The organism is Kribbella sp. NPDC020701, from assembly GCF_055562215.1.
On record NZ_JBVHFT010000008.1, the window covers coordinates 301,529 to 327,065 of the forward strand.

Below are 25,537 nucleotides of genomic sequence, written 5' to 3' on the forward strand. Positions count from 1 at the left end.
CGAGGACGTGGATGAGTGTGACCGCGATGAGTCAGACGGTGGTCTGCCGGTACGACGTACTGTTGCCGGAGCGTGGTGTCGCGGCCCTGATCGGGGACGTACAGATCGCCTTGTTCCGCACGCATGACGGCGAAGTGTTTGCCATCGGCAACCAAGATCCGTTCAGCGGCGCGAATGTGATGTCCCGCGGCATCGTCGGCAGCCGGGGCGAGGTACCGACGGTCGCGTCGCCGATGTTCAAGCAGGTCTTCGACCTTCGCACGGGCCAGTGCCTGGACGATCCGTCGGAGTCGCTTCCGGTGTATCGGGTCGAAGTGGTCGACGGACAGGTAGTGGTGAATTCCGGTGACTAGGACCGGGCCACTCAGTGGCTGCACGATCGCGATCAGCGCGCACCGCCGCGCCGAGGACCTGATCGCCTCGTTCGAGCGGCGCGGCGCGAAGGTGATGCACGCGCCGACGCTGCAGATCGTGCCGGTCGCCGACGACCACGCACTGCTCGAGGCGACCCGGCGGGTGATCGCGAACCCGCCGGACGATGTCGTCGTCACCACCGCGGTCGGGTTCCGTGGCTGGATCGAGGCGGCCGACACCGCCGGCCTGGCCGCGGATCTCCTCGGCACGCTGGAGCAGTCGCGCATCCTCGCCCGCGGTCCGAAGGCGCGGGGTGCGATCCGGGCTGCTGGACTGGTCGAGCACTGGTCTGCCCGGTCGGAGACGACCGCCGAGGTGGTGGAGTGGCTCCGCGACCAAGGGGTGCACGGGCGGAAGATCGTCGTACAGCTGCATGGCTTGTCGGACCCGGCGCTGCAGGACGCATTGCGGTCGGCTGGGGCGTCGGTGCGCGGGCTGGAGGTGTACCGCTGGGGTCCGGCGCCTGACCCGGCGATGGTCGAGCGGATGATCGGTCAGGTCTGCACAGGGATCGTGGACGCGGTGGTGCACACCTCTGCACCCGGTGCGCAGGCCATGCTCGACGCTGCGGCCTTGACCGGGCAGTACGACGCTCTTGTGTCGGCACTGCGGACAGGTCGGGTGCTGAACGCCTGCGTCGGTCCGGTGACCGCTGGACCCTTTGTGGCGTTGGGCTTGGAGCCGCTCGTGCCGGATCGCTACCGGTTGGGTGCCCTGATCCGGATCGTGACCGACCGGCTGACGGATGACAACGCCCGGTCGATCGAGACCGAGTTCGGGCAATTGGTGATCCGCGGTGGTGCTGCGGTGCTGGACGGGGTCGTGTTGCCGCTCGGCCCGGGTCCACGCGCCGTACTGGCGGCCCTGGTCGCGGCCGGCGGTGACGTGGTGTCGCGGCCCGCGCTGCTCGCCGTACTCCCCGGAGCCGAGGACGTCCACGCGGTGGAGGTAACGGTGAACAGACTGCGTACGGCGGTGGGCCGCCCCGAGCTCGTGCGCACAGTCGTCCGCCGCGGCTACCGCCTCGCAGTCGAACCAGCCGGAGTGCCAACGTGACCGCGGACCTGTCCAGCCGGCGGAGGCCTCGGCTGCTTGTCGGCGCGATGCCGCGGGGTGTCGACCTGATCGCGGCGGCGCACGGGACTGCGGATCCCCGCGGCATCCGCGAGGTGCGTGAGCTGGCCCGCTTGATGGCGCGGCGGTGTCCCGAGGTGCCGGTGTCGCTCGGCTTCGTCGACGTCGACGTACCGGCGCTGCCGTCGCTGGTCGGCCGCGTGGTTGCCGATAGCAACCAAGCCGTCGTGGTGCCGCTGTTGCTGAGCAGCGGCTACCACGTCTACGTCGACGTCGCCGCCGAGGTGGACCGGTTCCCCGGCCGGGTCCACGCTGCCGACGCGCTCGGCCCGGACCCGGTGCTGGCCGAGATTCTCGCCGACCGCCTCGGGAGCCTGAACCGCGTCGACCACGTGGTCCTGGCCGCCGCCGGTTCCTCGGACCCCCGAGCTCTCGCCGACTGCGCCGAGACAGCCGAGCTGCTCTCCGCCCGGATCGACCGGCCGGTCTCGGTCGGCTACGTCTCCGGCGCCGGTGAACGCCTGCCCGCCGTCCTCTCCCGCACTCCCGGTCGAGTCGCCGTAGCGACGTACCTTCTGGCCCCCGGCTTCTTCGCAGACCGCGTCCGCCGCCTCTCCGGTCCCCGCTTCGTCAGCCCTCCCCTCGGCGCCGACCCCCGCCTGGCCGACCTGGCTCTCCGCCGCTACCGGACCGCCCTCCGCTCATCAGCCGTCGCCGTCTAGTCGGCGTACCGAACAACGGGTAGTGGTGGCTGATTCGGCCCCGGTGAGCGCCACCCCGCAGCGTGTCGGCCGACCACTACCCGTTGTTCGGTACGGATGCCGGCCGGTAGGTGTTGATCACCACGCCGGTCGTGGTGGGCTCGGAGTGCTCGAGGGCGAGTGGTTGGTGCAGGTCGCCGAACAGGCGGCGGCCGGTGCCGAGGACGAGCGGGTGGATCAGCAGGATGTATTCGTCGATCAGGTCCGGAATCGATCGGATCAACTCACCGCTGCCGAGGACGATGAGGTCCTGCTCGGCCGTCAGCTTCGCGATGTCGTCCACGCCGATCACGTGGCTGTTGACCCATTCGGGGACCGTCAGCGTCGACGAGGCGACGTACTTCTGCTGGCGGTTGAGCGCCTCGGTGTACGGGTTGTCAGGCTGCTTCGGCCAGAAGCCCGCGAAGTCGTCGTACGTCCGCCGCCCGAGCAGCATCCCGCCGTACCTACCGGCCCGCTGACCCAGCACGCGCCCCATCGCGTCCTGGCTGTACGGCGTCGCCCAGCCGCCGTACTCGAAGCCGTCGCGCACATCCTCATCCACCCGCCCCGGCGCCTGCATCACACCGTCCAGCGTCAGGTTGCACACCACCGTGATCATGACTATCTCCTCGCGTAGGCGTTCTCTCACCCCCTACACGAATGCCCCGACCGCAGATCGACAGTCACGCCTTGTTCTCCGGCGCACTCCAGGTTGCGCCGGACTCCCGCACGTACTGCTCGACGGCCTCGTCCAGCGTCGGGAGGAAGTGCGCCGGATCGATCGTGCGGGTGAGCCCGTACCGTTCGATCTTCTCGCGCACCGGATCCTTCATCTCCGCGAAGACCAGCGAAACCCCACGCTCGTTGAGCCAGGCGTCCAGCTCGTGCAGCATGTCGGAGGCGGTGGTGTCGACGTCGGTGATGGGCTCGGCGGCGACGATGATCCACCGCAGGTCCGGGTCGTCCTCGGCGAGCTCCCGCACCTTCTCACCGAACATCCGCGCGTTCGCGAAGATCAGCGGTGCGTCGAAGCGGTAGACGACCAGACCGGGCAGCAGATCGGCGTCGGGGTAGCTCTCGGTGTCGTGCAGGCCGTCGATCCCCTCCACCCGGCCGAGCTCGGCCTGGTGCGGCCACCAGGCGCGGCGGAAGACGTTGAGAATGGACAGGCCCACGGCGATGAGAATGCCGGGCAGTACACCGAGGAGGGCCACGCCGAGCAGCGCGGTGATGGACAGCCAGAACTCCGTCCGCCGTTGCCGCCACAGCCTGCGTGTCCCGGCGATGTCGGCCAGCGACAGCGCGGCGGCGATGACGATCGCGCCCAGGGTCGGCTGCGGCACGTACTGCATCAGGCCGGTGGCGAAGACCAGCACCACCGTGATCGTCACAGCGCCGACAACACCGGTCACCTGGGATTTGGAGCCTGCCTGCTCGGCGACGGCGGTACGGGACCCGCTGGTGCTGACCGGAAAACCCTGGAAGAACCCGGCCGCGATGTTGGCCGCACCGATACCGACCATCTCCTGGTTCCCGCGCACCCGCTCGCCTCTGCGAGCGGCGAACGCCGACGCCGTGGACATCGTGTCGGCGAGCGCGACCACCGCGATGGCGAATGCTCCGACGACCAGTGGCGGCAGGTCGCCCCAGGTGACATCCGGGATCGTGAACGGCGGGAATCCCTGCGGGAGTACGCCGACCGTGTCGACATCGTGGGAGGTCAGGTCGAACGCGCCGACCAGGATGGAGGCCAGCACCACGATGATGAGGACGCTCGGCAGCTTGGGCATGAACCTGTTCAGCAGCAGGATGCCGGCCAGTGAACCCACCCCCAGGATCGCGGCCGTCAGGTTGGCCTGCCCGTGCGCGAGCCCCAACGCGACCTCGCGCACCTCCTCCACCAGCCCCTCGGCATCGACCGAGAACCCGAACAGCTTGGCCAGTTGGCCGATGACGATGGTCAGCGCGAGCCCGTTCATGTAACCGATCTGGGTCGGCTTCGACAGCAGGTCGGCCACGAACCCGAACCGGGCCAGCCCGGCGACCGTCATCACCACACCGACCATCACGGCCAGCATCGAGGCGAGCGCGATGGCCCGCGCGGGGTCGCCGTTCGCGAGCACGAGCGGGGCGATCGTTGCCGCGATCATCGGCCCCAACGACGAGTCAGGACCGAGCACCAGCACCTTGGACGGGCCGAAGACCGCATAGCCGAGCAGGCACAGGATCGAGGTGTAGAGGCCGGTGACCGGCGGCAGCCCGGCCAGCTGCGCGTACGCCATCCCCTGCGGCACCAGCAGTGCCGACAGGACAAGGCCGGCGACGATGTCCTTCGGCAACCATCCTCGCTGGTACGACCTGGCCAGCACGACGCCGGGCACATACTCCTGCCACCACGGCGGTCTGACGTCGGGACGGTCGGTGGGCGCAGCCATCGCGGTCCCGGCCTACCCTGCTTCGAACGGGTCGGGCGCTGCCCCTTCCGGCGACTGTGCCTCGAGGGTCTCCTTCACCTTCAGCAGCGCTTTGCGTGCGTCGCTGTCGATCGTGGGGAAGCGCGGATCGATCTCGATCAGCGCGTTGGCGATCACCGCGGCCGACGCGATGCGTGCGTACCACTTGCGGTCGGCGGGGATCACGTGCCACGGCGCCCACTCGGTGCTCGTGCTGGACAGCATCTTCGAGAACGCCCGCTGGTAGTCGTCCCAGTACTCACGCTCGCGGACGTCGGCCGAGGAGAACTTCCAGTTGTGGTCGGGGAGGTCGATCCGCCGCAGGAAGCGCGTCCGCTGCTCCTCCTTGGACAGGTTCAGGAAGAGCTTGACGATCTTGGTGCCGTTGCGGCTGAGGGTTCGCTCCCACTCGTTGATCTCGTGGAAACGCCGTCTCCAGAGTCCCTGGCCCCGGGCGCTGTGCGGCAGGTTCTGACGCTCGAGCAGAGCGGGGTGCACGCGGACGACGAGCACCTCCTCGTAGTGCGAGCGATTGAAGATGCCGATCTCGCCGCGACGCGGGAGTTGCAGCCCGTAGCGCCATAGATAGTCGTGATCCAGCTCCGCGCTGGAGGGAACCTTGAAGCCGTGCACCGCCACGCCCTGCGGATTGACCCCGGTCATCACGTGGCGGATGGTGCCGTCCTTTCCGCCGGCGTCGAGCGCCTGGAGCACTACGAGGACGCTGTTCGTGTGCTGCGCGTACAGCCGGGTCTGATACTCGGCCAGCAGGTCGATGCCCTCGGCCAGCAGTCGACGGCCCATCTTCTTGGACTTGATCGTCCCCCGGAACGCCGGATCGAAGTCCCTGCCCAGCTTGACCTTCGAACCCGGCTCGACCCGGAACGCCTCGATGAAGTCGGCGATCCGCTGCTCGCGAGATGTCATCCACAACCCCCTCCCGGCCCGATCCGGCCCCACCCTCCAAGCGATCATTCGACTACCCCGGGCACCCGCCCTGCATCACCCTGCCTGGATGAAGCCGGATCAGCGACGGACCCGTCCCGCGCGTGGGAGAATTCGCCATGGTGGCCGACGGCGGGTGGGTTACGGAGTACGTACGCGTCGAGGGCAGGTCAGTCCACGTCCAGCGCAGTGTGAATGGCGGCGGGATCCCCCTCGTCCACATCCACGGCTTCGCCATCTCCGGCGCGTACATGATGCCTACGGCACGTGTCCTTGCCGGCCGCCGGCTCAACGTCGTCCCGGACCTGCCGGGCTACGGCCGCAGTGAGCGGCGCGACCACGTCCTGGACATTCGCGCTCTGGCCGGCGCCTTGCTGGCGATCCTGGATGCCCTCGACATCCACCAGGCCGTGCTGCTCGGGAACTCGATGGGCTGTCCGGTCGGACTCGAGGTGGCGCACGAGGCGCCTGAGCGGGTCCACAGCCTGGTCCTGGTCTCGCCGGCTGGAGGTCTGCAGAACCAACCACTGCGCCGCGGGCTCGGCCAACTGGCGCTGGACGTGAGTCGTGAGAGCCCGAGGATGGTTCCGGTCGCGCTGCCGGACTACCTGAGGTTCGGGCCGGTCAACGGCCTGCGCCTGTTCCACCAGCTGACCCTCTTCCCGTCCCTGGAGCGATTGCTGCACACGCCCGTCCCGACGCTGGCCGTCCTGGGTGGCCGGGACCCGCTCATGCCGTCTCCGTCGCGGGTCGACGAAGTGGTCCGGCTCGCTTCCGGGCACCTGTCGGTCGCGCTCGTCGAACGGGCTGCGCACGCGGTGAACTTCAGCCACCCGGAGGAGTTGGCGAAGGTGGTCGAGGCCTGGCTGGACGGGGCGCTGCTTGCCGGCGGCGCTCAACTACCTGCCGGGGTCCGCGTGGTCCACCTCCCCGGAGACAGCGTCTGACGCGGTCGCCGGCCGTCGGGCGCGGGCCGGGGCGACGGCGTACTCGGGGGTCAGGGTTGGTGGTTGGGGGTGGCGGCGGCGTCTGATCAGCTTGCCTACCTCGACGACGATCGGGAGGATCGCGGCCAGGCCGGCGCAGGTGAACCACTGGCGTGGACTCAGTTGGGTGGTGAGCAGCCCGCCCTGGAGTGTCGGGAGCTGCGTGCCGAGGAAGAGCAGGACGAAGGAGATCAGCCCGATCGCCACCGCCTTCACGATCGGTGGCGTGAGGCCGCTGGTCGGGTCACGCCGGTTGACCACTGCGTTGAACACGGTCCCCAGCCCCATCACGACGAACGTCATGGTCATCGACACGCTGGCTTGGGTGGGACTCGGCTCGTCCGGTCCCAGGATCAGCGGCCCCAGCGCGGCAAGGAACAGCGCGAAGGCGTAGACGACCCACATCACCACGGCGCCCCGGTTCGTGATCGGTACGCCGGGGTCACGCGGTGGCCGGTGCATCACGTCGGGGTCACCGGGATCGACGGCGATGATGACGACGCCGGCCACGGTGGCGACGAACAGCAGGTACAACACCATGGAGGGCGTCATCGCCACGCCCTCGTTGATGTTGAACACGGTCGCGGCGAGATAGAGCAGGACCAGCGACAGCAGTTGCGTCATCTGGTATCGAACGTACGAAACGACCTTGTCGTAGACGCGCCGGCCGATCTCCACAGCGTGGACGAGCGTGCCGAAGTTGTCGTCGGTCAGCACCATCCGCGCGGCCTGCTTGGTCACCTCGCTCCCGCTTCCCATAGCCACTCCGATGTCGGCCTGCTTGAGGGCGGCCGCATCGTTGACGGCGTCACCGGTCATCGCGACGATCAGGCCTAGCTCCTGCATGGTGCGGGCGAGCCTCAGCTTGTCCTGGGGCGTGACCCGCCCGAACACGTGCAGCTGGGGCAACCGCTCCTTCAGCTCCTCGTCGGTGAGCGCCTGCAACTCCGTCCCGCTGACCGCTCCCGGCCCAAGACCCAGCTCCCCGCCGATCGCCTGCGCGGTGATCGCGTGGTCGCCGGTGATCATGCGTACGTCGATGCCGGCCGTGAGCGCCGTCCGGACCGCGTCCTTGGCCTCCGCGCGCAGTGGGTCGATGATTCCCGCCATCCCCACGAACGACAGCCCTTGGGTCAACGACATCGGGTCGGCGGTCATCGTGGGCAGTTCGTCGTCGGCGATCAGGCGGGCGGCGAACGCGAGGACCCGCAGGCCCTTCTGCCCCATCCGCACGTTAGCGTCGTCGATACCGGCCCGCGACTCGGCGATCGGCAGCTGCGAGCCGCTGAGCGGACCGCCGGCCTGGGTGCAACGCGCGACGACCACGTCGGGTGCGCCCTTGACCAGTTCGATGACATGCTCGACATCGTCGACGGTCACCCGGTGGAACGTCGCCATGAACTTGTACTCGGAGTCGAACGGAACCTCGGCCAGCCGCGGGTAGGCCTGCCGGGTCTCCTCCGCGTCGATGCCGAGTTTCGCGGCCAGCACCACCAGCGCCGCCTCGGTCGGGTCGCCGATCACCGATCCGTCGTCACCGACCACCGCGTCGCTGTCGAGGGCCAGGCCGAGGGCGAGGCGGGTGAAGTCCGGCACGGGCTTGCCGGCCACCGAACGGATCGCGCCGCTCTTGCGGTAACCCTCGCCGTCGACAGTGAACCACAATCCGCTCGCGTACAACGTCGAGACCATCATCTGGTTGAGCGTCAGGGTCCCGGTCTTGTCGGTGTTGATCGCGCTGGTGGCGCCGAGGGTCTCGACATCGGTGAGGTTCTTCACCACCGCCTTCGCCGCGGCCAGCTGCTTCGCGCCGAGCGAGAGCAGGCCGGAGACGAACGCCGGCATGCCGGTCGGGATCGCCGAGATCGCCATCGCGGTGCCGAGCAGCAGCACTTCCTTGCCGGGCACCCCGCGGATCAGGCCGGCGACCACGATGATCGCGACCGCGCCCCAGGCGATGGTCCCGAGGATCTTCGTCAGCGAGTCCAGCTCCCGCTGCAACGGCGACCGCGTCCGCTTCACCGAGGTGAGCATCGTCGCGATCTGGCCCATCTGCGTCTGCATCCCGGTCGCGGTGACCAGGATCGTGCCGGTGCCCCGGGTCACCGAGGTGTTCTGGAACAGCATGTCGGTCTGGTCGCCCAGCGCGACATCTGCCTCGATCAGCGTGCCGGAGTCCTTGGCGATCGGCGCGCTCTCCCCGGTGAGCGCGGCCTCCTGCGCCTCCAGCGTCGCGGACCGGATGATGCGCCCGTCGGCGGGCACGATGTCGCCCGCCTCGACCTCGACCAGGTCGCCCGGAACCACCTCGGTCGCCGCGATCATCGTCACCTCGCCGTCGCGGATCACCCGGGCCTGCGGGATCTGCATCTTGGCCAGGGCATCGACGCTCGCCCGCGCCGTCAGCTCCTGGCGGGTGCCGAGTCCGACGTTCAGCAGGATGAGCAGGGCGACCAGGATCCCGGTCGAGAACTCCCCGATCAGCAGGCTCACGACCACGACGGCGATCAGCATCAGGTTCATCGGGTCGCGGACCTGGGCCAGCGCGACGGCCCAGATCGAGGGCGGCTTCTCCGCCGCGATCTGGTTCGGGCCGTACGAGGAGAGCCGGCTCGCCGCTTCGGTCCCGGTCAGCCCGGCGACGGCGTCGGATCCGGCCGCGGCGACCGCTTCGTCCGTCCCCAGCGAGTAGGGCGGCCCCCCGGTGCCGGTCGATCCGGTGCCGGTTGCTGCTTCCCCGGTCGATCCGGTGCCGGTTGATGCGGACGCTGTCATGCCGGTCTCGCTCACGGTTTCTCCCCTCCGCCTCGTGTACGGCGGCCCCGCTTTCACGGTAGACCGAGCGTGGCCGTACGCCTACGGCTCCGCGTCGTGGAGATCTACCGGGTGCGCAGCGACTCGAGGTCGGCCTGGCAGCGGCGCTCGACCTCGGCGAGTTCCTGCAGGGTTTCGTCGATGTCGCGGCGGCGCTGTTCGAGGTCGGCGCGGCGGTGGGTGATCTGGGCGAGGAGGTATTCGAGCTGGCCTGCCTCACCCGGCTCGGCGTCGTACATGTCGACGATGGTGGCGATCTCGTCGAGGGAGAAGCCGAGGCGCTTGCCGCGCAGGATCAGGCCGAGACGGACCTTGTCGCGGGAGTGGTACACGCGGACCGTGCCGCGGCGCTCGGGCGTGAGCAGGCCGCGGTCCTCGTAGAACCGGATCGTTCGCAGCGTGACGTCGTACTCGGCTGCCAGTTCGGCTATCGACCAGGTAGGCACCGGGATATTGTGCACGCACCCCAGCGTGCTTTACGTTTACGTAAGCGTCAAGCACAGAGGAGTGCGTCATGTTCGAGCTGTCCGAGGAGCACCGCGAGTTCCGCCACAGCGTCCGCGACTTCGCCGAGGCGGAGATCGCGCCGTTCGCCGCCGAGTGGGACCGCAAGCACTACTTCCCGGTGGAGGTCGTGCAGAAGATGGGCCGGCTCGGCCTGTTCGGACTGACCGCACCGGAGGAGTACGGCGGTGCGGGCGGTGACTTCACGAGTCTGTGCGTGGCGATCGAGGAGATCTCCCGGGTCGACCAGTCGATGGGCATCACCCTCGAGGCGGCGGTCGGGCTCGGGATCAACCCGATCCTGACGTTCGGCACCGACGAGCAGAAGGCCACCTGGCTGCCCGACCTGGTGGCGGGCCAGAAGCTGGCCGGGTTCGGGCTGACCGAGCCGGAGTCGGGGTCCGACGCGGGCGCGACCAAGACGCGCGCGGTGCTCGACGGCGGCGAGTGGGTGATCGACGGCGCGAAGCAGTTCATCACCAACTCCGGCTCCACCATCACCTCGTGCGTGACCGTGACCGCGCGGACCGGTGAGAAGGCCGACGGCAAACCGGAGATCTCCACGATCATCGTCCCGAGTGGTACGCCGGGCTTCGTGGCCGAGGCGGCGTACGACAAGCTCGGCTGGCATGCGTCTGACACCCATCCGCTGGCGTTCACCGGCTGCCGGGTGCCGGAGGCGAACCTGCTCGGCACGCGCGGCAAGGGGTTCGCGCAGTTCCTCGCGACGCTCGACGACGGGCGGGTGGCGATCGCGGCCGTCGCACTCGGGTGCATCCGGGCCTGCCTGGAGATGTCGGTCCAGTACGCCGGCGAGCGGCAGACGTTCGGTGGTCCGATCGGGCGCAAGCAGGGCGTCGCGTTCCAGATCGCGGACCTGAAGGTGATGGCCGACGCGGCGGAGCTGCTCGTCTACCGGGCCGCGGCACTGAAGGACGCCGGCGCGTCGATGGCCGAGTTCAAGCAGGCCGCGTCGGTGGCGAAGCTGTACGCGACCGAGTCCGCGGTGACCGCGACCCGGATCGCGACCCAGGTCTTCGGCGGCTACGGCTTCATGGAGGAGTACCCGGTGACGCGCTTCTACCGCGACGCCAAGATCCTCGAGATCGGCGAGGGTACGTCGGAGGTCCAGCGGATGCTGATCGCCCGGAGCCTCGGGCTCCCGGTGGAATGACGGCCTACGAACGGTGAGTGTCAGGATGACCGTATGACGCGGGATCACTGGACAGAGGTCAAGGTTGCGCGCGAGGCGACACTGGGGCCACCGGAGAAGGCGGCGGCCAAGCTCGCGAGTCAGAACAAGCTGTACGTGCGTGACCGGATCGCCCTGCTCGTCGACGAGGGCAGCTTCGTCGAGGACGCCCAGCTGGCCAACGCGCTCAACCCCGGGCTGCCCGCCGACGGCGTGCTCACCGGCCGGGCGCTGGTCGACGGCCGCCCGGCCCTGCTGGTCGCCAACGACCCGACCGTGAAGGCCGGGTCGTGGGGCGCCCGGACGGTGGAGAAGATCGTCCGGATGACCGAGGTCGCGATCCGCGACGAGCTGCCGATCTTCTGGCTGATCGACTCCGCCGGCGCCCGGATCACCGACCAGGTCGACCTGTTCCCCGGCCGGCGCGGTGCCGGGCGGATCTTCCACAACCAGGTCGCGCTGTCCGGCAAGGTGCCACAGATCTGCTGCCTGTTCGGTCCGTCCGCCGCCGGTGGCGCGTACATCCCGGCGTTCTGCGACATCGTGATCATGGTCGACGGCAACGCCTCGATGTACCTGGGCTCACCGCGGATGGCCGAGATGGTGGTCGGCGAGAAGGTGACGCTGGAGGAGATGGGCGGCGCCCGGATGCACACCAGCGTCTCCGGCTGCGGCGACCTGCTCGCGTCCGACGACACCGAGGCGATCGAGCTCGCGAAGCAGTATTTCTCCTACCTGCCCGGTTCGTGGCAGTCGCGGCCTCCGTCGTACGACGCCTCGCCGCCGGCGCGCGCTTTCACCCGGGATCTGGTGCCGGCCGAGGAGAGCGTCGGGTTCGACATCCACGACGTGATCGACGCGCTCCTCGACGCGGACACGTTCTTCGAGGTCAAGCCGGCGTACGCGCCGGAGCTCGTCACCGGGTTCGGCCTGCTGGCCGGCCAGGTGGTCGGGATCGTCGCGAACCAGCCGGTCGTGAAGGGCGGCGTACTGTTCGTCGACTCCGCGGACAAGGCGGCTCGGTTCATCTGGTTGTGCGACGCGTTCAACGTGCCGCTGGTGTACCTGTGCGACGTGCCGGGCTTCATGATCGGCAGTGAGGTGGAGCGGGCCGGGATCATCCGGCATGGCGCGAAGATGATCACCGCGGTGTCGGAGGCGACCGTGCCGACCGTGTCGGTGATCGTCCGGAAGGCGTACGGCGCCGGCCTCTACGCGATGTGCGGACCCGGGTTCTCGCCGGACGCGTGTATCGCGTTGCCGACCGCGAAGATCGCGGTGATGGGGCCGGAGGCGGCGATCAACGCCGTGTACTACAACAAGATCCAGGAGATCGCCGACGAGGGTGAGCGGGTCGAGTACGTGTCGAAGCTCCGCGAGGAGTACGAGACCGATATCGACATCCTCCGGCTGGCCGCCGACCTGGTCATCGACGCCATCGTCGAGCCGGAGAACCTGCGCAACGACCTGATCGCCCGGCTGGCCGCCGCCCAGTCCAAGGACCGGACTTTCTCGCACCGCCGCCACGGCGTCCCACCGGTGTAGTTAGCCTCGTCCGTATGACTGACTTCGCCAACCGGATCCGTTCGCGCGAAAAGCTGGTCGGCTACTGGGTGACGCTGGATGCGCCACCGGCGACCGAGCGGATCGCGCGGCTCGGCTACGACTATGTGGTGCTCGACGGGCAGCACGGGCTGATCGGATCCACCGGCCTGCTGAACGGGCTGCTGGCGATCGACGCGGGCGCGGCGCTCGGCGAGGTCAGGTCGGTCGGGCTGGTCCGCGTCGAGGCGAACGATCCGACGCCGATCGGGCGTGCGCTGGACGCGGGAGCCGCCGGTGTGATCGTGCCATTGATCGATACCGCGGACGACGTGGCGCGGGCGGTCCAGGGGGCCAAGTATCCGCCGGTCGGCGGGCGCTCGTTCGGCCCGACGCGGGCGTCGCTGCGCATCGGCCCGGTCCCGGCCGACGCCAACGCGGCGACCGTCGTACTCGCGATGATCGAGACCCCGCTCGGCCTGAAGAACGTTGCGGAGATCTGCGCGACGCCCGGGCTGGACGGCGTGTACGTCGGGCCCTCGGACCTCGGGCTCGCGCTGGGTGCCCGCTTCCCGGGTGACCCGGAGATCGAGGGTCCGTTCGAGGAGGCGGTCGAGCTGATCGCGCGGACCGCAGCCGAGGCCGGGATCGCGGCCGGCATCCACACCTTCGACGGCGAGTCAGCCAAGCGCCGGCTGGCCCAGGGCTACTCCTTCGCCACCGTCTCCTCCGACCTCAACCACCTCGAAGCCATCGCCGCTGCCCACCTCGAAACCGTCCGCTCTTAGGAACATGCAGGCGCCTTCTCGGGTTAGGTTCGGAGAGGATACATCGAGGAGGGCCTGGATGAAGGCACCCGAGCGAGGGGCGCTGCCGCTGGGACTGGCGGCGACACTGGGGCGGACGTATGGGCGCCTGACCGAGACCGTGCAGGGGTTGAGCGACGCGGATTTCGAGCGCGAGACCAGATGCGCCGGTATGCCGGTCGGTCCGCTGCTGGTCCATCTGCTGTACGACGCTCAGCGCGCTCTGATCGCGTTCGCCAGCCCGGCCACCGCGGATCCGGATCGCGATTTCGTCACGTACTGGCAGGACTTCCCGGCCCGGACCAATGGTGACCCCGAACCGGATACGAGTTTCGTCCGCGGGGTCGCGGCGGCGTACCGGAAGCCCGGCGTACTGGTCCAGCACTGGCGCGAGGTGTCCGAGGCGGCGGTACGGGCGGCCGCGGCCGGCCTGGCCGACAAGACCCGCCGGGTCGAGACGCAGGGGCACGTGTTGCGGGCGAAGGACTTCGTTGCGACCTTGGTGCTCGAAGCAACCGTCCACCACCTCGACCTGGTCGTCGGCTTCCCGGACGCGCCCGAGCCGGATCCGGAGGGGCTGCAGGTGGTGGCCCGGACGCTGGACGGCCTGTTCGGCCCGGAGGCGTGGGACGAGATCGGCTGGGACACCACGACGTACGTGCTCAAGGCGACCGGCCGGATCCCGCTCGACGAGGACGATCTGGACATGCTCGGCCCGCACGCAGACCGCCTGCCGCTTCTCGCCTAGAGCACCCCGGCGAACGGGTCGTCGAGGTCCTGCCAATTCAGGCTGGCGAGCTCGGACTCGGTCAGCAGGCACGCGTCGAGGACCGACTGCAGGCGGGCCGGATCCAGGCCCATGCCGGTCGCCACGACCGAGCACTCCGCGAGGTGCTCGGTCTCGGACCACTCGCCGAGCATGCCGAGCGACGCGCTGTACCCGGCCGACTCCCAGCGGACCCGTTGGGTCGGACGGTTCGCCAGCCAGACCACACCGCGGCTGCGGACCACGCCGTTCACGATGTCCTCGAGTGCGTCGTTCAGCCTGGCCGGATGCAGCGGCCGGGTCGATCGCCACAGCACAGTCGTGACGCCGTCCCCGCTGGGTTGGACCCGGTCCGACGACGCGAGCTCACCGGCCCACGCCTCGGCCGCGTCGAAGTCGAACAACCCGGTACGAGCGACCGCGCCGATCGGCACGCCTCCCGGGTCGGTGGCAACAACCGTCGTCCGCGGGTTCAGGTGCCCGAGGAGGTTGTGCAGTCGCTCGGGCGCCGCGTTGCGATGGGCGTTCGCGAGTACGCAGACATCGGCGTACTCGATCTGTCGTGCGGTGAGCTCCGCGACGTTGCGTCGGTCCGGCAGGCCGAGCGCGAGCCCTCGCTCTGCCAGCAGTTCGTCGCCGGACAGTTGCGCGACGAGCAGTACGGCGTCGACCACGCAGGTGACCGTGTCGACGACGAGCTCGGGCAGCGCCGCCACGAGTGTGGTCACGAGCGGCCGCGCCTCCATCGCCGGGGGAGTGGCCAGTACGACGTGATCCCAGTGCGCCCGCGCGACCAGAGTCTCGAGCAGTGGCACCAGCGACTCGATCAGCTGGCACGCACCGCAGTCGTCCCCGACCGTGAACTCGCCGGCGTCGATCGGCCCGGACGCATCCTGCACTCGCCAGGTCAGCACGCCGCGCTCGGGCAGCTCGTCCTGATCGATCACCACGACCACTGTGGTCGCGTCCGTCATCGCAGCGAGCACAGGCCCCCGCAGCGTCGTGGAGAGCCCCACCAACAGGGACAACGGCGTCTTCACTTGGGCGGTCATGCCCCGAGTATATGAAAACGATTTTCATCAGTCCAGAGCTGTTCCCTAGTGTGCAGCTCGACAGGAGGTATCGGTTGGACCAGTGGATCCTGAGCGTGGACAGGCCGATCCGAGGTGGTCGAGGGGCGATACCTCCTGTCGAGCTGCACGGAAATCGATGGGCGGGGGTCCGGGGGGTCTGGTAGGCAGGGGGCCATGGCGATCGAGACCGGGCGGTTCAAGGGTGGGTGGGACGAGCTCGTGGAGCTCCTGGACCTGGCGTTCGCGGCGCCGTGGACCGAGGCGCAGTACGAGACGGAGCGCAAGGTCTGGGAGGCGGACCGGAGCATCGTCGCGATCGACGACGGACAGCTGGTCGGTCATACCGGGGCGTTCTCGCTGCGGATGGCGGTGCCGGGCGCCGCCGAGGTGCCGGTGGCCGGAGTGACCATGGTCGGGGTTCGGCCGACGCATCGGCGGCGCGGCATCCTGCGGGATCTGATGCGCGAGCAACTGACCGAGATCCACGAGACCGGGACCGAGCCGCTGGCCGCCCTGACTGCGAGCGAGCCGGTCATCTACGGCCGCTTCGGCTATGGGTTCGCGTCGGACGTCCAGGAGATCGTCGTACCCAAAGCCGCGCGCGGACTGCGACCGGTGGCCGGCATCGACGACGTACGGATCCGGTACGTCGACGTGCGGGAGACCCTCGCGACCTGCGCGGCACTGCGCAACCGGCTCGCGGCAGAGCGGCCGGGGATGTTCCAGCATGACGAGCGCTGGCACGAGTACGTGATCGCCGACAACGTGACGGGCGATCCGGCCAGCGGGTCGAAGCGGCGGTGTGTGCTGGCCGAGCGCGACGGCGAGGTGACCGGGTTCGCGTACTACCGGACGAAGCGGGCCGAGAAGGGTTTCGTCGAGGTCAACCGGGTGCATGCCGTGGACGTCGCGTCGCACGCTGCGCTGTGGCGCTACCTGCTGGAGCCAGACCTGCTGAGTGAGATCCGCTGCGAGATGCTGGCCTCGGACGACCCGCTGCTCGATCTGCTGCTCGACCAGCGAGCCCCGTCACCGATCACCCGGGACGGCCTGTGGGTGCGCCCGGTCGATGTCGGCCGCGCGCTCGCCGCCCGGACATACGCGCGGGATGTCGACGTCGTCCTCGCGGTCACTGACAACTTCCTGCCCTGGAACGCCGGGACATGGCACCTCACCGGTGGCCCGGACGGCGCCGCCTGTGAGCCCAGCACGCGGACGCCCGATCTGACCGTCGACGTCCGCGAACTCGGGGCCGTCTACCTCGGCAAGCCGTCGCTCGCGCGGCTCGGCCGGGCCGGACTGGTCGAGGAGCACACGGCCGGTGCGCTGGCCGCGACCTCGCAAGCGTTTTCCACATCTCGCCTACCGTTCCTCGATACCGGCTTCTGATCGGTTAGCCTTCCCAGATGCAGACGCAGCGTCGGGGTGCGCTCGCGCTGGCCGCCGTCCTGCTCGTGGGGGTCGTGGCGGCCGGATTCGTGGTGCTCGCGTCGGCCGGTGGTTCGGTCCGGCCGGTCAGTGAGAGCACGTTGCGGTCCAGCCCGCGCACGCTGCCGACCTTCACGCCGACCCAGTCCGTGAACGTGCCGACACCGGTCGGGCCGCCGCCGCAGCGCAACGTGAAGCCCCGGCCGGTGCCGGACTGGTTGAAGGCCTTGTGGCAGGCGCTGGTCTACCTCCTGATCGCGGTGATCGCGCTGTTCCTGGGCCGGCTGATCTACCGCATCATCCGCAAGGTCGAGCTTCCGCAGGCAGAGACGACGGACGCCGAGTGGGAGCGGATCAAGGCCGATCGGTTGGCTGAGGCCGTCGACACCGGCTTGGCGCGGATCGATTCCGGTACGGCGACCGACGCGGTGATCGCGTGCTGGGTCGCGCTCGAGGAGGCGGCCGCGTCCGCGGGGGTGGCGCGTGATGCGTCGGAGACGCCGGCCGAGTTCACCGTTCGGGTCCTGGGCGTCGGGGGTATCTCCGAGCCGCAACTGGATCGGCTCGGTGAGCTGTACCGCGAGGCCCGCTACTCCACGCACGGCTCGACCGAGGAGGCGCGCACCGAGGCCCGGGCCGCGCTCCTTCGTCTCCGCGACGAGCTGGCTGTTGCCGACACCGCGGGAGCCGCGTCATGACGTCGTACCGGTGGTCACCGTTGGAGGAGAAGGGACCGCCGCCGGATCCCAAGGAGCGGAAGAAGGTCCGGTCGCTGCGGCTGGACAAGGTGCTTCTGCAGCATGTCGGGATTACCGTGCTGGCGAGCCTGCTGCTGGTCGGCGTGTTTGCGGCGGCCGGGATGGCGCCCCGGCCGTTGTGGTTCGTGACCGCGGCGCTGGCGATCGGGTTCGGGTCGCTGGCGATCCGGCTGATCGGCCCGCAGGTGCTGGAGACCAACTGGCCCGGCCGGCAGGACGAGCTGGCCGTGCTGCGGGCCCGGAGCAACGACAACGGCACCCAGTTCATCGCCACCTGGTTGCAGGAGTCCAGCCGGGAACGCCGGGCCGGCGAGGGCTCGCAGACGTTCATCCGGCGGATCCGCCCGCTGCTGCTGGAGCTGACCACCGATCGCCTGGTGCACCGCCACGGCATCGATCCCGAGCGCGAGCCGGACCGGGCCCGCGCGCTCACCGGCGATCGGCTCTGGGGTCTGATCACCGGCGACGACAAACGCACCGCGTCCCTCGACGAGATCGAGTACGCGATCCACACCATCGAGAACCTGTGAGGAACTGTGACTGATCACGACCTAACGCTCGGCGAGGTCTCTGAGCTGAGCCGCCGGGTGCTTGAGCGGGTGAGCCAGGCAGTGGTCGGGAAGTCTGAGGCGCTGGAGCTGGTGCTCGCCGGGATCCTCGCGGGCGGGCACGTGCTGCTGGAGGACTACCCCGGCCTGGCGAAGACGCTGGCAGCCCGGTCGTTCGCGCAGGCGCTCGGGCTGGAGTTCCGCCGGGTGCAGTTCACGCCCGACCTGTTGCCGTCGGATGTGACGGGCGCGTTCGTGTACGACCAGAAGGAGTCGGAGTTCGTCTTCCGGCCGGGGCCGATCTTCACCGGCCTGCTGCTGGCCGACGAGATCAACCGGACCCCGCCGAAGACCCAGGCCGCACTGCTCGAGTCGATGCAGGAGCACCAGGTCACCGTCGAGGGCCAGACCTTCCCGCTGCCCAACCCGTTCCACGTGCTCGCGACCGCGAACCCGGTCGAGTACGAAGGCACCTACCCGCTACCCGAGGCCCAGCTCGACCGCTTCATGTTGCGCATCGGCTTCGGCTACCCGAGCGCCGAGGAGGAGTGGGAGGTACTGCGTCGCCGGATGAGCCGCCGCCAGGAAGACCAGACGGTCGACGCCGTCACCGATGCCGCCGGACTGCGTGCCGCCCAACGGGCCGTCGAAACGGTCGCCGTCGACAACACGGTCGGCCAGTACTGCGTGGAGCTCGCGGCCGCGACCCGTCGGGACTCGCAGGTCCTCGTCGGCGCATCACCTCGTGGCTCGCTCGCGCTGCTCCTGACGGCCCGTGCGTACGCCGTGATCCAAGGCCGGGACTACGTCGTACCAGAGGATGTGAAGGCGGTCGCCGTACCTGCTCTGGCGCACCGGATCACCGTGCGGCCGGAGCTGTGGCTGCATGAGGTCACCGGCGCGACCGTGGTCCGCACGGTGCTCGGTACGGTCGCGACACCTCCGACCGTGGTCAGCGCTTCCCGCTGATGAGATGGCAACCGACCCATGCGCAGATCCGGGCGGTCTGCGCGGCCGCCGTGCTGCTTGGCATCGCGGTGCTCGCGCGGCGGCCGGATGCTGCGGTGTTCGGGCTGCCACTGGCGTTCGTCGCGGTCTGGGGACGGTACTTCCGGCCGCGTGAACGGCCCGACGTGCACACCGAGCTCGACACGGACGTGTTGTTCGAGGGACAAGCGACGACGTACCGGCTGCGGGTGTCCGGGACTGTTGACCCGGACATCGATTTGATCGTGGCAGCCTTGCCGCGGTCGCAGTGGTTCCAGTACGACCCACCGCAGGCGGCGATCGCGGAGCCGGTGTCGGACGGTGCCGTCACGCTCGAAGTCGGACTGAGGTCCAAGCGGTGGGGTCAGCGGGCGTTGGAGCGACCAACGGTTGCGGCGACCTCGACGCTCGGCGCTTATCGGGTCCAGGTGACGTCGGCGGAGCCGCTGTCCGTGACCACGTTGCCGTTGCGGGAGGGCTTCGAGGCGGTCGACGCCGTACCGCGGCCGGCCGGACTGGTGGGGCTGCATCGCTCGCGGCGACCGGGTGAGGGGACCGAGCTGGCCGGCGTACGGCCGTTCCGCACCGGGGACCGGCTGCGGCGGATCAACTGGTCCGTGTCCGCGCGGACCCGCGAGCTGCACGTCACGTCGACCTGGTCCGATCGCGACACCGAAGTGGTGATCCTGCTCGACACCGGCGGCGAGATCGGGATCAGCGAAGGCATCGACGGGCGGTCGAGCAGCCTGGACACCGCCGTACGAGCGGCCGCGTCGATCGCCGAGCACTACCTGCGGCACGGCGACCGCGTCCGGCTGATCGACACCGGGAACCTGGTCCGCGGCGTCCGCTCCGGCAGCGGCCGGGGCCACCTGCGCCGGATCCTCGACACCCTCGTGCACGCCGATCGCCGGGGCCGCCAGCAGGACGAAGAACAACTGGCCCGGCGGAACCGGATCAGGTCCGACAGCCTGGTGCTGGTGCTCAGCCCGCTGCTAAGGCAAGCAACGCTCGGGTACGTCGTGACGCTCGTGCACTCGGGTTGCACGGTGATCGCCGTGGACACCTTGCCACCGGACGTCGCGTCGATCATCGACCTCGAAGAGCACGACGCCCGGACCTGGCCGCTCGCCTGGCGCCTGCGGCTGCTGGAACGACGCCGCGACCTCGACCGCCTCAGCGACCTCGGCGTACCGACCGTGCGCTGGCGAGGCGCCGGCACCCTGGACGAGGTCCTCCGAGACGCGTCCCGGCTATCCGCCGCCCCGCGGATGCGCTCATGACCGCGGGCCTCGAGGATGCGCTCATGACGGCTGTCGATCGGGGGAGGTACTGATGACGGCCGCCGAGAGGATCACGCTGTGGCTGGCCCAGCTGCGGGCATCCGGACGAGCCGTACTACTGGCAAGGCTGGTGATCGCCGTCGCGGGAACCGTCGCACTCGTGGTCCCGGCGCTGCAGTCCTGGGACCAGATGGACCTGATCCCACTGCTCGGAGTCCCGATGCTCCTCGCGACGGTGGTCCTACCGGATTCGCTGGCCGGGTTGGTCTTCCTCCTGATAGTCACCTTTGGCTGGCTGATGCGAGCCCCGGGCAAGCCGACCTGGGGCCTGGCCATCACCGCGATCGCCTTACTCCTGGTCCACCTGGCCACCGCGTTCAGCGCCCAACTCCCGTCGTACGCCCGAATCCACCGAGACGCCCTGCGCCGTTGGCTGTTGCCGGGGGCAATCGCCACCCTCCTCGTCCCAGTAGTCGCCATAGCCGCCGCTCTGGTCCAAGGCGCTGACATCCCGGGATCCCTCCTAGTCACCGTCGGCGCCCTCCTCCTCGCCACCGCCACCATCTGGTTCGCCGCCGGCCAAAAACTCACCCGCGACTAGCCCAGCAGGTACACCCACACCTGCCCCCGCGGTCGCTCTGGTGGAACGAGGCTCACGCAGCGGATCGCGTCAGGTCTTCCGTCAGCCAGGGGTTCCCGCCACCTTGTGCACCGGTCGACCACCGAACAGGCCCGACAATGGTCGGTGGATGCACAAGGACGATTCAGTTACGGCGACGGAGGAACCCGTCAGCCTGCCGCGCCGACCCAGCGGTGGTAGGCGTTGAGGTCGACGTTGCTGCCGCACACGATGGTGACCACGTGTCGGCCGGCGAAGCGGTCACGGTCTTCGAGGATCGCCGCGATGCCGAGCGCGGCCGACGGTTCGACGACCAGGCCCGCGCGGTCGAGGAGCAGCCGCATTCCGGCGATGATCGACGCTTCCTGGACCAGGACGGCGTCGTCAGCGACCTTGAGGAGGTCGTCCAGGACGGCCGGAATGGGATACCGGCCGGCGACTCCGTCGGCGATGGTGTTGGTGGAGTCGGTGGTGACGACGCGTCGTTGGTGCCAGGAGTGGGTTGCCGCCGCCCGCTCGCGAGCCAACTCGTGGTCGCCGTCGACCAGTTCCAGCTTGGCGTCCAGCGCGCGGATGCGATCAAGCTTGGCGACGGTCGCGAAGCGGGACGCCACGACGGTGACGTCGAGCCCGCGTCCGCGACCGGACCACGCGAGGGCTTGGCCGAGGTTGCCCGCGCTGGCGCACACCACGGCCCGTGAGCCGCTCTCGGCGAGCTGGGTCGTGACCAGTTCGGTGCCGCGTCCCTTGAAGCTGCGGACCGGATTCGCCGTCTCGAGCTTGATGCTCACCGCGCACCCGAGGGCCGGCTCCAGCGCCTCACAGGGGTACAGGGGAGTGTCTAGAAAGATCGGGTCGATAACCCGCCGAGCCGCCCGAACCCGAGCAAGATCAAGCCGCGTCTCCAGCACGCCACAGGAGTCTAGCCGGGAGTACGCGCGGGCTCAGTCGGTGCCGAAGGTAGAGGTCAGTTCTTCGGACCAGGGGAGGGTGATGGCGTCGGGGCCGAGGACTTGCATGGCTGACATGACTGTGAGGAGCATGCCGGTGGAGAGGAACTCGCGGGCCTCTCGGGGGGAGGCGCCGGTGAGGTCTCGGATCAGGTGGTAGATGCCGCCGAAGCGATTGCGGACGCAGTCGCCGATGGCTGGGTCGCCGCTGGCTGAGAAGCCGTGCAGGAGAACCAGCAGGAGCTCCGGCTCCTCCAGCAGGCGCTCGTAGTTGTGGCCGAGACTGCTCAGCTCGGGGGACTCCTCGGCCGCCTCGCGGAAGATCTGTTCGATCCGGTCGCAGACGGACTGTACGGCGGCCAGGAACAGCTGCTGCTTCGTGCCGAACAGGCGGATCACGTAGGGCTGGGACACACCCGCCATCCGGGCGATCTCGTCCGTCTTGGTGCCCTCGTACCCGGATGCTCCGAACGCCTGCACAGCCGCCCGCAGCACCTCCTCGCCCCGCTCCGCCGCCGTCAACCGAACCCTCGTCATGGATCTTCTCCTTCGCGTCCCTTGACATGTTATCAGTGGATGCATACTTTGGTTCCACGAACTTGTTATCAGTGAATTACAACTAGGAGCTTGGGATGACGTCGACCGCTCTCGATGAGCTGGACAAGGTCACACCGCCGGCCCGCCGCTTCGGGCTCGGCGCTGTGCTGGCCGCGGTGGGGATTCCCACCTTCATGGTCACGCTGGACAACTTGGTCGTGACGAACGCGCTGCCGGTGATCAAGGCCGAGCTCGGCGCGTCCCTGTCCGACCTGCAGTGGTTCGTGAACGCCTACACGCTGTCCTTCGCCGCCCTGCTGCTGACCGCGGCGGCGATCGGTGACCGGCTCGGTCGCCGGCGGATCTTCCTCGCCGGGATCGCCCTGTTCACGCTCGCCTCGGCGGCCTGCGCGCTGGCGACCGAGCCGTGGATGCTGATCGGGGCCCGCGCGATTCAAGGTGTCGGCGCGGCAGCCGTGATGCCGTTGTCGCTGACGTTGCTGGCCGGCGCCGTACCCGAGAAGATGCGCAGTGCAGCGATCGGCATCTGGGGTGGCATCTCCGGACTCGGCGTCGCGGTCGGTCCGGTCGTCGGTGGAGCTGTTGTCGACGGCCTGAACTGGCAGTGGATCTTCTGGCTGAACGTGCCCGTCGGCGTGATCGCCGTACTGCTCGCCGCCCGCGTGCTGACCGAGTCGAAGGGTACGGCGAAGCGCCTGGATCTGGTCGGATTGGTCCTGTCGGCGGCCGGCGTACTGTCGATCGTCTGGGGTGTCGTGCACGGTGCCGATGACGGCTGGACGTCGGGTAGCGTGCTGGGCTCGCTGGTCGCCGGTGTGGTGCTGCTGGCCGCGTTCGTCGGCTGGGAGCGGCGGACCGCGGCTCCGATGCTGCCGCTGCGGTTGTTCTCGGTACGGGCGTTCAGCGTCGTGAACATCACCTCGTTCACGTTCTCGGTCGGCGTGTTCGGCTCGGTGTTCCTGCTGGCCCAGTTCTTCCAGGTCGTGCAGGGCTACAGCCCGCTGGAGTCGGGTATTCGGACGATGCCGTGGACGATGGCGCCGATGGTGGTCGCACCGATCGCCGGCCTGATCGTCGACCGGGTCGGGCCGCGTGTCCTGATCGCGACCGGGCAGGTGCTGCTCGCCGCAGCGCTCGGCTGGCTGGCTCTGATCACGACAGCCACGACACAGTACGGCGAGATGGTCATCCCGTTCGTCCTTGCCGGTGTCGGAATGGGCCTGACCTTCGCACCCGCCGCGAGTGTCGTGATGGCGAGCGCGTCCGACGCGGACCGCGGTGTGGCGTCCGGCACGAACAACACCATCCGTGAGGTCGGCGTCGCGATGGGCGTCGCCGTACTCGCGTCAGTCTTCGCCTCGGCCGGCTCCTACGAGTCCCCGGAGGCGTACGCCGACGGACTGGTCCCCGCGGTCTGGACCGGCGCCGCCATCGTCGCCGCCGGCGCGATCGTCGCACTCCTGCTCCCGGGCCGCAAACGCCTTACAGTGTGAGCGTGCTGGACGCTGACGACGTACGACGGATCGCGCTGTCCTTCCCGGCGACGGTGGAGAAGCAGCGGTGGGGACACCCGACGTTCGATGTCGCGGGGCGGATGTTCGTGACGGTTCCGGACGACCAGACGTCGTTCGCGGTGCGGTGTCCCCGGCTGGAGCGGGCGGAGCTGATCGCGGCGGAACCTCAGAAGTTCTGGGTTCCGCCGCACGAGGCGGGTTCGAACTGGGTTCGGGCCCGCCTCGCCGCGCTCGAGGACGCCGACGAGCTGCACGACATCCTGCTCGACTCCTGGCAGCAGGTCGCCCCGCCGGACCTAGCTGACGTTGGCGGGTGACGCCGCGAAGGTGTTGCAGCTGGCCGGATTCGCGTTGGTGAAGGACTTGCCCATGAAGCGGGCCTGGCTGGCCACGCTGCCGTGGTCACCCTGCTCGGGCTTGTCTCCGGCGGTGACGACCCACTTCTTCCAGACGTAGAGCATCATCCCGTTGATCGGGTAGCTGCGCTTGTTCGCGGCCAGGAAGACACCGGCGAAGCAGTTCGCCTGCAGCTCCATCCGGCGCGTCATCCGCATCTGGCCGGCGTAGTCGGTCTGCTCGTACCGCATCCGGCTGGACGCCTGCAGGATCCCGGTCATGTACTGCACGCTGTGCCCGTACTCGTGGGCGATCGACCGCGAGTACCACATCCGCGCATACGCCTTGGACTCGGCGTCCGGGTACTCGTTGTACGCCTTCACGAAGACGTCGACCTTCATGTACATCATGTGGTTGCCGGAGCAGTAGAACGGCACGTTGACCGGGCCGTCGCCGCACGGACTGTGCACGCTGGTGCCCGACCAGTAGAGCATCTGCGGCGCCGTGAACTTGTAGCCCGCCTTCGCCACCAGCGGGGCCCATGACTGGTCCAGGCAGGGCTTGAGCGCGGCCCAGTACGACGCCGCGTTCTTGGCGGTGGTCGGCCGGACCTTCGGCTCCTTGCAGTTCACGGTGCGCATCTGGCCGACGGTGTAGAGCGCGTTCTTGGCGACGACCGTCGCGTCGGACGGGGCCTGCTTCGGAGCTGAGGTCGACGACGTCGAGGTCGGCTCCTCGGTGGGCTGCTCGGTCGGCTCCGAGGTGGTGGTCGGCTCCGGCGTGTACCGGCGCGAGCTGACCGGCGGGGTGTAGTCGTTGTCGGCGTTCTTCTTGATCACACCGAAGATCCAGGCGCCGACGACGGCCACCCCGACCAGGCCGAGGATCGCGACCAGCGGTCCCTTGGACTTCTTCTTCGGCCGCTGCGGCTGCCAGCCCGGCTGGAACCCCGGACCACCAGGACCACCAGGCCCACCAGGACCGGGCGGCCCGAAGCTGGGTCCCCAGCCGAAGCCCGGTCCCTGCTGCGGCGCCATCGAGGCCGGGCGGTACTGCGGCTGGCCTTGCGGCTGACCGCCGTACTGAGGCTGACCGCCGTACTGCTGTGGTGGGGGACCGTAAGAACCGGGTGGCGGGCCGTACTGGGCGGGTGGCGGACCCGGCTGCTGGTACGGCGGGTTCTGACCCGGACCGCCGTAGGGTGGCTGACTCAACCCCGTTTCCTTTCCTCAGAATCGCTCGGC

The 25,537-nt window shown here is 69.2% G+C and carries 25 protein-coding genes; 16 read left to right on the plus strand and 9 right to left on the minus strand.

From position 1 onward, the window contains the following. The first annotated feature begins 26 nt into the window (after positions 1-26). The 3 genes from nirD to ACZ3HV_RS21395 are packed head-to-tail and all read left to right on the plus strand — an operon-like array spanning position 27 to position 2,210. Positions 27-353: a nitrite reductase small subunit NirD gene (gene nirD / locus ACZ3HV_RS21385; RefSeq protein WP_465686724.1), complete on the plus strand. Its 327-nt coding sequence runs from the start codon at positions 27-29 to the stop codon at positions 351-353. Further along, a complete protein-coding gene (locus tag ACZ3HV_RS21390) occupies positions 346-1,470 on the plus strand; it encodes a uroporphyrinogen-III synthase (RefSeq protein WP_360363937.1) in 1,125 nt (374 codons plus the stop codon). The genes nirD and ACZ3HV_RS21390 overlap by 8 nt, the downstream gene beginning before the upstream one ends. Then, on the plus strand, positions 1,467-2,210 hold the full coding sequence (locus ACZ3HV_RS21395; RefSeq protein ID WP_465686725.1) for a sirohydrochlorin chelatase: 744 nt from the start codon (positions 1,467-1,469) through the stop codon (positions 2,208-2,210). The genes ACZ3HV_RS21390 and ACZ3HV_RS21395 overlap by 4 nt, the downstream gene beginning before the upstream one ends. 76 nt (positions 2,211-2,286) lie before the next feature. Here ACZ3HV_RS21395 and ACZ3HV_RS21400 read toward each other — a convergent pair whose 3' ends face one another. From ACZ3HV_RS21400 to ACZ3HV_RS21410, 3 genes are all read right to left on the minus strand, one after another. Then, positions 2,287-2,850: a dihydrofolate reductase family protein gene (locus ACZ3HV_RS21400; RefSeq protein ID WP_465686726.1), complete on the minus strand. Its 564-nt coding sequence runs from the start codon at positions 2,848-2,850 to the stop codon at positions 2,287-2,289. A 64-nt stretch (positions 2,851-2,914) separates the two neighbouring features. Beyond that, the gene (locus ACZ3HV_RS21405) at positions 2,915-4,666 is read right to left on the minus strand and encodes a SulP family inorganic anion transporter (RefSeq protein WP_465686727.1); all 1,752 of its coding nucleotides are present in this window, start codon (positions 4,664-4,666) and stop codon (positions 2,915-2,917) included. Positions 4,667-4,678: 12 nt separating this feature from the next. After that, positions 4,679-5,611: a polyphosphate kinase 2 family protein gene (locus tag ACZ3HV_RS21410; RefSeq protein WP_465686728.1), complete on the minus strand. Its 933-nt coding sequence runs from the start codon at positions 5,609-5,611 to the stop codon at positions 4,679-4,681. 122 nt (positions 5,612-5,733) lie between these two features. Between ACZ3HV_RS21410 and ACZ3HV_RS21415 the strand changes: the two genes are divergently transcribed. Then, positions 5,734-6,576 carry an alpha/beta fold hydrolase gene (locus ACZ3HV_RS21415; RefSeq protein ID WP_465686729.1) on the plus strand — a complete coding sequence of 281 codons (843 nt, stop codon included), beginning with the start codon at positions 5,734-5,736 and terminating at the stop codon, positions 6,574-6,576. Here ACZ3HV_RS21415 and ACZ3HV_RS21420 read toward each other — a convergent pair. Together ACZ3HV_RS21420 and ACZ3HV_RS21425 are read right to left on the minus strand one after the other, a co-directional pair. Beyond that, the gene (locus ACZ3HV_RS21420; protein WP_465686730.1) at positions 6,529-9,405 is read right to left on the minus strand and encodes a cation-translocating P-type ATPase; all 2,877 of its coding nucleotides are present in this window, start codon (positions 9,403-9,405) and stop codon (positions 6,529-6,531) included. The two genes, ACZ3HV_RS21415 and ACZ3HV_RS21420, sit on opposite strands and share 48 nt — an antisense overlap. Positions 9,406-9,494: 89 nt before the next feature. Beyond that, the gene (locus ACZ3HV_RS21425; RefSeq protein ID WP_465686731.1) at positions 9,495-9,875 is read right to left on the minus strand and encodes a MerR family transcriptional regulator; all 381 of its coding nucleotides are present in this window, start codon (positions 9,873-9,875) and stop codon (positions 9,495-9,497) included. 68 nt (positions 9,876-9,943) lie between these two features. Here ACZ3HV_RS21425 and ACZ3HV_RS21430 point away from each other — a divergent pair, with 68 nt between their 5' ends. From ACZ3HV_RS21430 to ACZ3HV_RS21445, 4 genes are read left to right on the plus strand one after another with little or no spacing between them, the layout of a single operon-like run. Continuing rightward, complete coding sequence (locus tag ACZ3HV_RS21430; protein WP_465686732.1) at positions 9,944-11,107, plus strand: acyl-CoA dehydrogenase family protein; 1,164 nt, start codon at positions 9,944-9,946, stop codon at positions 11,105-11,107. Positions 11,108-11,140: 33 nt separating this feature from the next. Further along, the gene (locus ACZ3HV_RS21435) at positions 11,141-12,670 is read left to right on the plus strand and encodes an acyl-CoA carboxylase subunit beta (RefSeq protein ID WP_465686733.1); all 1,530 of its coding nucleotides are present in this window, start codon (positions 11,141-11,143) and stop codon (positions 12,668-12,670) included. Between the two features lie 14 nt (positions 12,671-12,684). Further along, positions 12,685-13,455: an HpcH/HpaI aldolase family protein gene (locus ACZ3HV_RS21440; RefSeq protein ID WP_465686734.1), complete on the plus strand. Its 771-nt coding sequence runs from the start codon at positions 12,685-12,687 to the stop codon at positions 13,453-13,455. Positions 13,456-13,513: 58 nt separating this feature from the next. Next, complete coding sequence (locus ACZ3HV_RS21445; protein ID WP_465686735.1) at positions 13,514-14,221, plus strand: maleylpyruvate isomerase N-terminal domain-containing protein; 708 nt, start codon at positions 13,514-13,516, stop codon at positions 14,219-14,221. Here ACZ3HV_RS21445 and ACZ3HV_RS21450 read toward each other — a convergent pair. Next, positions 14,218-15,291: a CobW family GTP-binding protein gene (locus ACZ3HV_RS21450; RefSeq protein ID WP_465686736.1), complete on the minus strand. Its 1,074-nt coding sequence runs from the start codon at positions 15,289-15,291 to the stop codon at positions 14,218-14,220. The genes ACZ3HV_RS21445 and ACZ3HV_RS21450 overlap by 4 nt on opposite strands. A 195-nt stretch (positions 15,292-15,486) precedes the next feature. Between ACZ3HV_RS21450 and ACZ3HV_RS21455 the strand changes: the two genes are divergently transcribed. Genes ACZ3HV_RS21455 through ACZ3HV_RS21480 form a run of 6 tightly spaced genes read left to right on the plus strand, consistent with a single transcriptional unit; the run spans position 15,487 to position 20,917 of the window. Beyond that, positions 15,487-16,701, plus strand: a complete 1,215-nt coding sequence (locus tag ACZ3HV_RS21455) for a GNAT family N-acetyltransferase (protein ID WP_465686737.1) — start codon at positions 15,487-15,489, stop codon at positions 16,699-16,701. Positions 16,702-16,718: 17 nt separating this feature from the next. Then, positions 16,719-17,438, plus strand: coding sequence for a DUF4129 domain-containing protein (locus ACZ3HV_RS21460; protein WP_465686738.1), 720 nt, complete (start codon positions 16,719-16,721; stop codon positions 17,436-17,438). After that, the gene (locus tag ACZ3HV_RS21465) at positions 17,435-18,028 is read left to right on the plus strand and encodes a hypothetical protein (RefSeq protein WP_465686739.1); all 594 of its coding nucleotides are present in this window, start codon (positions 17,435-17,437) and stop codon (positions 18,026-18,028) included. The genes ACZ3HV_RS21460 and ACZ3HV_RS21465 overlap by 4 nt, the downstream gene beginning before the upstream one ends. Before the next feature lie 6 nt (positions 18,029-18,034). After that, positions 18,035-19,015 (plus strand): AAA family ATPase, encoded by a 981-nt coding sequence (locus tag ACZ3HV_RS21470; protein WP_465686740.1) that lies wholly within the window; start codon positions 18,035-18,037, stop codon positions 19,013-19,015. Beyond that, positions 19,015-20,316 (plus strand): DUF58 domain-containing protein, encoded by a 1,302-nt coding sequence (locus ACZ3HV_RS21475; RefSeq protein ID WP_465686741.1) that lies wholly within the window; start codon positions 19,015-19,017, stop codon positions 20,314-20,316. The genes ACZ3HV_RS21470 and ACZ3HV_RS21475 overlap by 1 nt, the downstream gene beginning before the upstream one ends. 52 nt (positions 20,317-20,368) lie before the next feature. Beyond that, positions 20,369-20,917 (plus strand): hypothetical protein, encoded by a 549-nt coding sequence (locus ACZ3HV_RS21480; RefSeq protein ID WP_465686742.1) that lies wholly within the window; start codon positions 20,369-20,371, stop codon positions 20,915-20,917. 188 nt (positions 20,918-21,105) lie between these two features. Here the strand turns inward: ACZ3HV_RS21480 and ACZ3HV_RS21485 are convergent, their stop codons facing one another. Further along, the gene (locus ACZ3HV_RS21485) at positions 21,106-21,846 is read right to left on the minus strand and encodes a threonine ammonia-lyase (RefSeq protein WP_465686743.1); all 741 of its coding nucleotides are present in this window, start codon (positions 21,844-21,846) and stop codon (positions 21,106-21,108) included. A 33-nt stretch (positions 21,847-21,879) separates the two neighbouring features. After that, positions 21,880-22,422, minus strand: a complete 543-nt coding sequence (locus tag ACZ3HV_RS21490) for a TetR/AcrR family transcriptional regulator (RefSeq protein WP_465686744.1) — start codon at positions 22,420-22,422, stop codon at positions 21,880-21,882. 95 nt (positions 22,423-22,517) lie between these two features. Here ACZ3HV_RS21490 and ACZ3HV_RS21495 point away from each other — a divergent pair, with 95 nt between their 5' ends. Both ACZ3HV_RS21495 and ACZ3HV_RS21500 read left to right on the plus strand, forming a co-directional pair. Further along, positions 22,518-23,936: a DHA2 family efflux MFS transporter permease subunit gene (locus tag ACZ3HV_RS21495; protein WP_465686745.1), complete on the plus strand. Its 1,419-nt coding sequence runs from the start codon at positions 22,518-22,520 to the stop codon at positions 23,934-23,936. 2 nt (positions 23,937-23,938) lie between these two features. Further along, positions 23,939-24,274: an MmcQ/YjbR family DNA-binding protein gene (locus ACZ3HV_RS21500; protein ID WP_465686746.1), complete on the plus strand. Its 336-nt coding sequence runs from the start codon at positions 23,939-23,941 to the stop codon at positions 24,272-24,274. Here ACZ3HV_RS21500 and ACZ3HV_RS21505 read toward each other — a convergent pair. Continuing rightward, the gene (locus ACZ3HV_RS21505) at positions 24,254-25,507 is read right to left on the minus strand and encodes a neutral zinc metallopeptidase (RefSeq protein WP_465686747.1); all 1,254 of its coding nucleotides are present in this window, start codon (positions 25,505-25,507) and stop codon (positions 24,254-24,256) included. The two genes, ACZ3HV_RS21500 and ACZ3HV_RS21505, sit on opposite strands and share 21 nt — an antisense overlap. Positions 25,508-25,537: the final 30 nt, after the last annotated feature.

What these genes read in the sequence shown, in the direction of transcription:
- nirD (WP_465686724.1), top strand. Translation starts at nt 27, where the DNA reads ATGAGTCAGACGGTGGTCTGCCGGTACGACGTACTGTTGCCGGAGCGT.
- ACZ3HV_RS21400 (WP_465686726.1), bottom strand. Translation starts at nt 2,850, where the DNA reads ATGATCACGGTGGTGTGCAACCTGACGCTGGACGGTGTGATGCAGGCG.
- ACZ3HV_RS21405 (WP_465686727.1), bottom strand. Translation starts at nt 4,666, where the DNA reads ATGGCTGCGCCCACCGACCGTCCCGACGTCAGACCGCCGTGGTGGCAG.
- ACZ3HV_RS21410 (WP_465686728.1), bottom strand. Translation starts at nt 5,611, where the DNA reads ATGACATCTCGCGAGCAGCGGATCGCCGACTTCATCGAGGCGTTCCGG.
- ACZ3HV_RS21430 (WP_465686732.1), top strand. Translation starts at nt 9,944, where the DNA reads ATGTTCGAGCTGTCCGAGGAGCACCGCGAGTTCCGCCACAGCGTCCGC.
- ACZ3HV_RS21435 (WP_465686733.1), top strand. Translation starts at nt 11,141, where the DNA reads ATGACGCGGGATCACTGGACAGAGGTCAAGGTTGCGCGCGAGGCGACA.
- ACZ3HV_RS21440 (WP_465686734.1), top strand. Translation starts at nt 12,685, where the DNA reads ATGACTGACTTCGCCAACCGGATCCGTTCGCGCGAAAAGCTGGTCGGC.
- ACZ3HV_RS21445 (WP_465686735.1), top strand. Translation starts at nt 13,514, where the DNA reads ATGAAGGCACCCGAGCGAGGGGCGCTGCCGCTGGGACTGGCGGCGACA.
- ACZ3HV_RS21450 (WP_465686736.1), bottom strand. Translation starts at nt 15,291, where the DNA reads ATGACCGCCCAAGTGAAGACGCCGTTGTCCCTGTTGGTGGGGCTCTCC.
- ACZ3HV_RS21455 (WP_465686737.1), top strand. Translation starts at nt 15,487, where the DNA reads ATGGCGATCGAGACCGGGCGGTTCAAGGGTGGGTGGGACGAGCTCGTG.
- ACZ3HV_RS21460 (WP_465686738.1), top strand. Translation starts at nt 16,719, where the DNA reads ATGCAGACGCAGCGTCGGGGTGCGCTCGCGCTGGCCGCCGTCCTGCTC.
- ACZ3HV_RS21465 (WP_465686739.1), top strand. Translation starts at nt 17,435, where the DNA reads ATGACGTCGTACCGGTGGTCACCGTTGGAGGAGAAGGGACCGCCGCCG.
- ACZ3HV_RS21475 (WP_465686741.1), top strand. Translation starts at nt 19,015, where the DNA reads ATGAGATGGCAACCGACCCATGCGCAGATCCGGGCGGTCTGCGCGGCC.
- ACZ3HV_RS21480 (WP_465686742.1), top strand. Translation starts at nt 20,369, where the DNA reads ATGACGGCCGCCGAGAGGATCACGCTGTGGCTGGCCCAGCTGCGGGCA.
- ACZ3HV_RS21490 (WP_465686744.1), bottom strand. Translation starts at nt 22,422, where the DNA reads ATGACGAGGGTTCGGTTGACGGCGGCGGAGCGGGGCGAGGAGGTGCTG.
- ACZ3HV_RS21495 (WP_465686745.1), top strand. Translation starts at nt 22,518, where the DNA reads ATGACGTCGACCGCTCTCGATGAGCTGGACAAGGTCACACCGCCGGCC.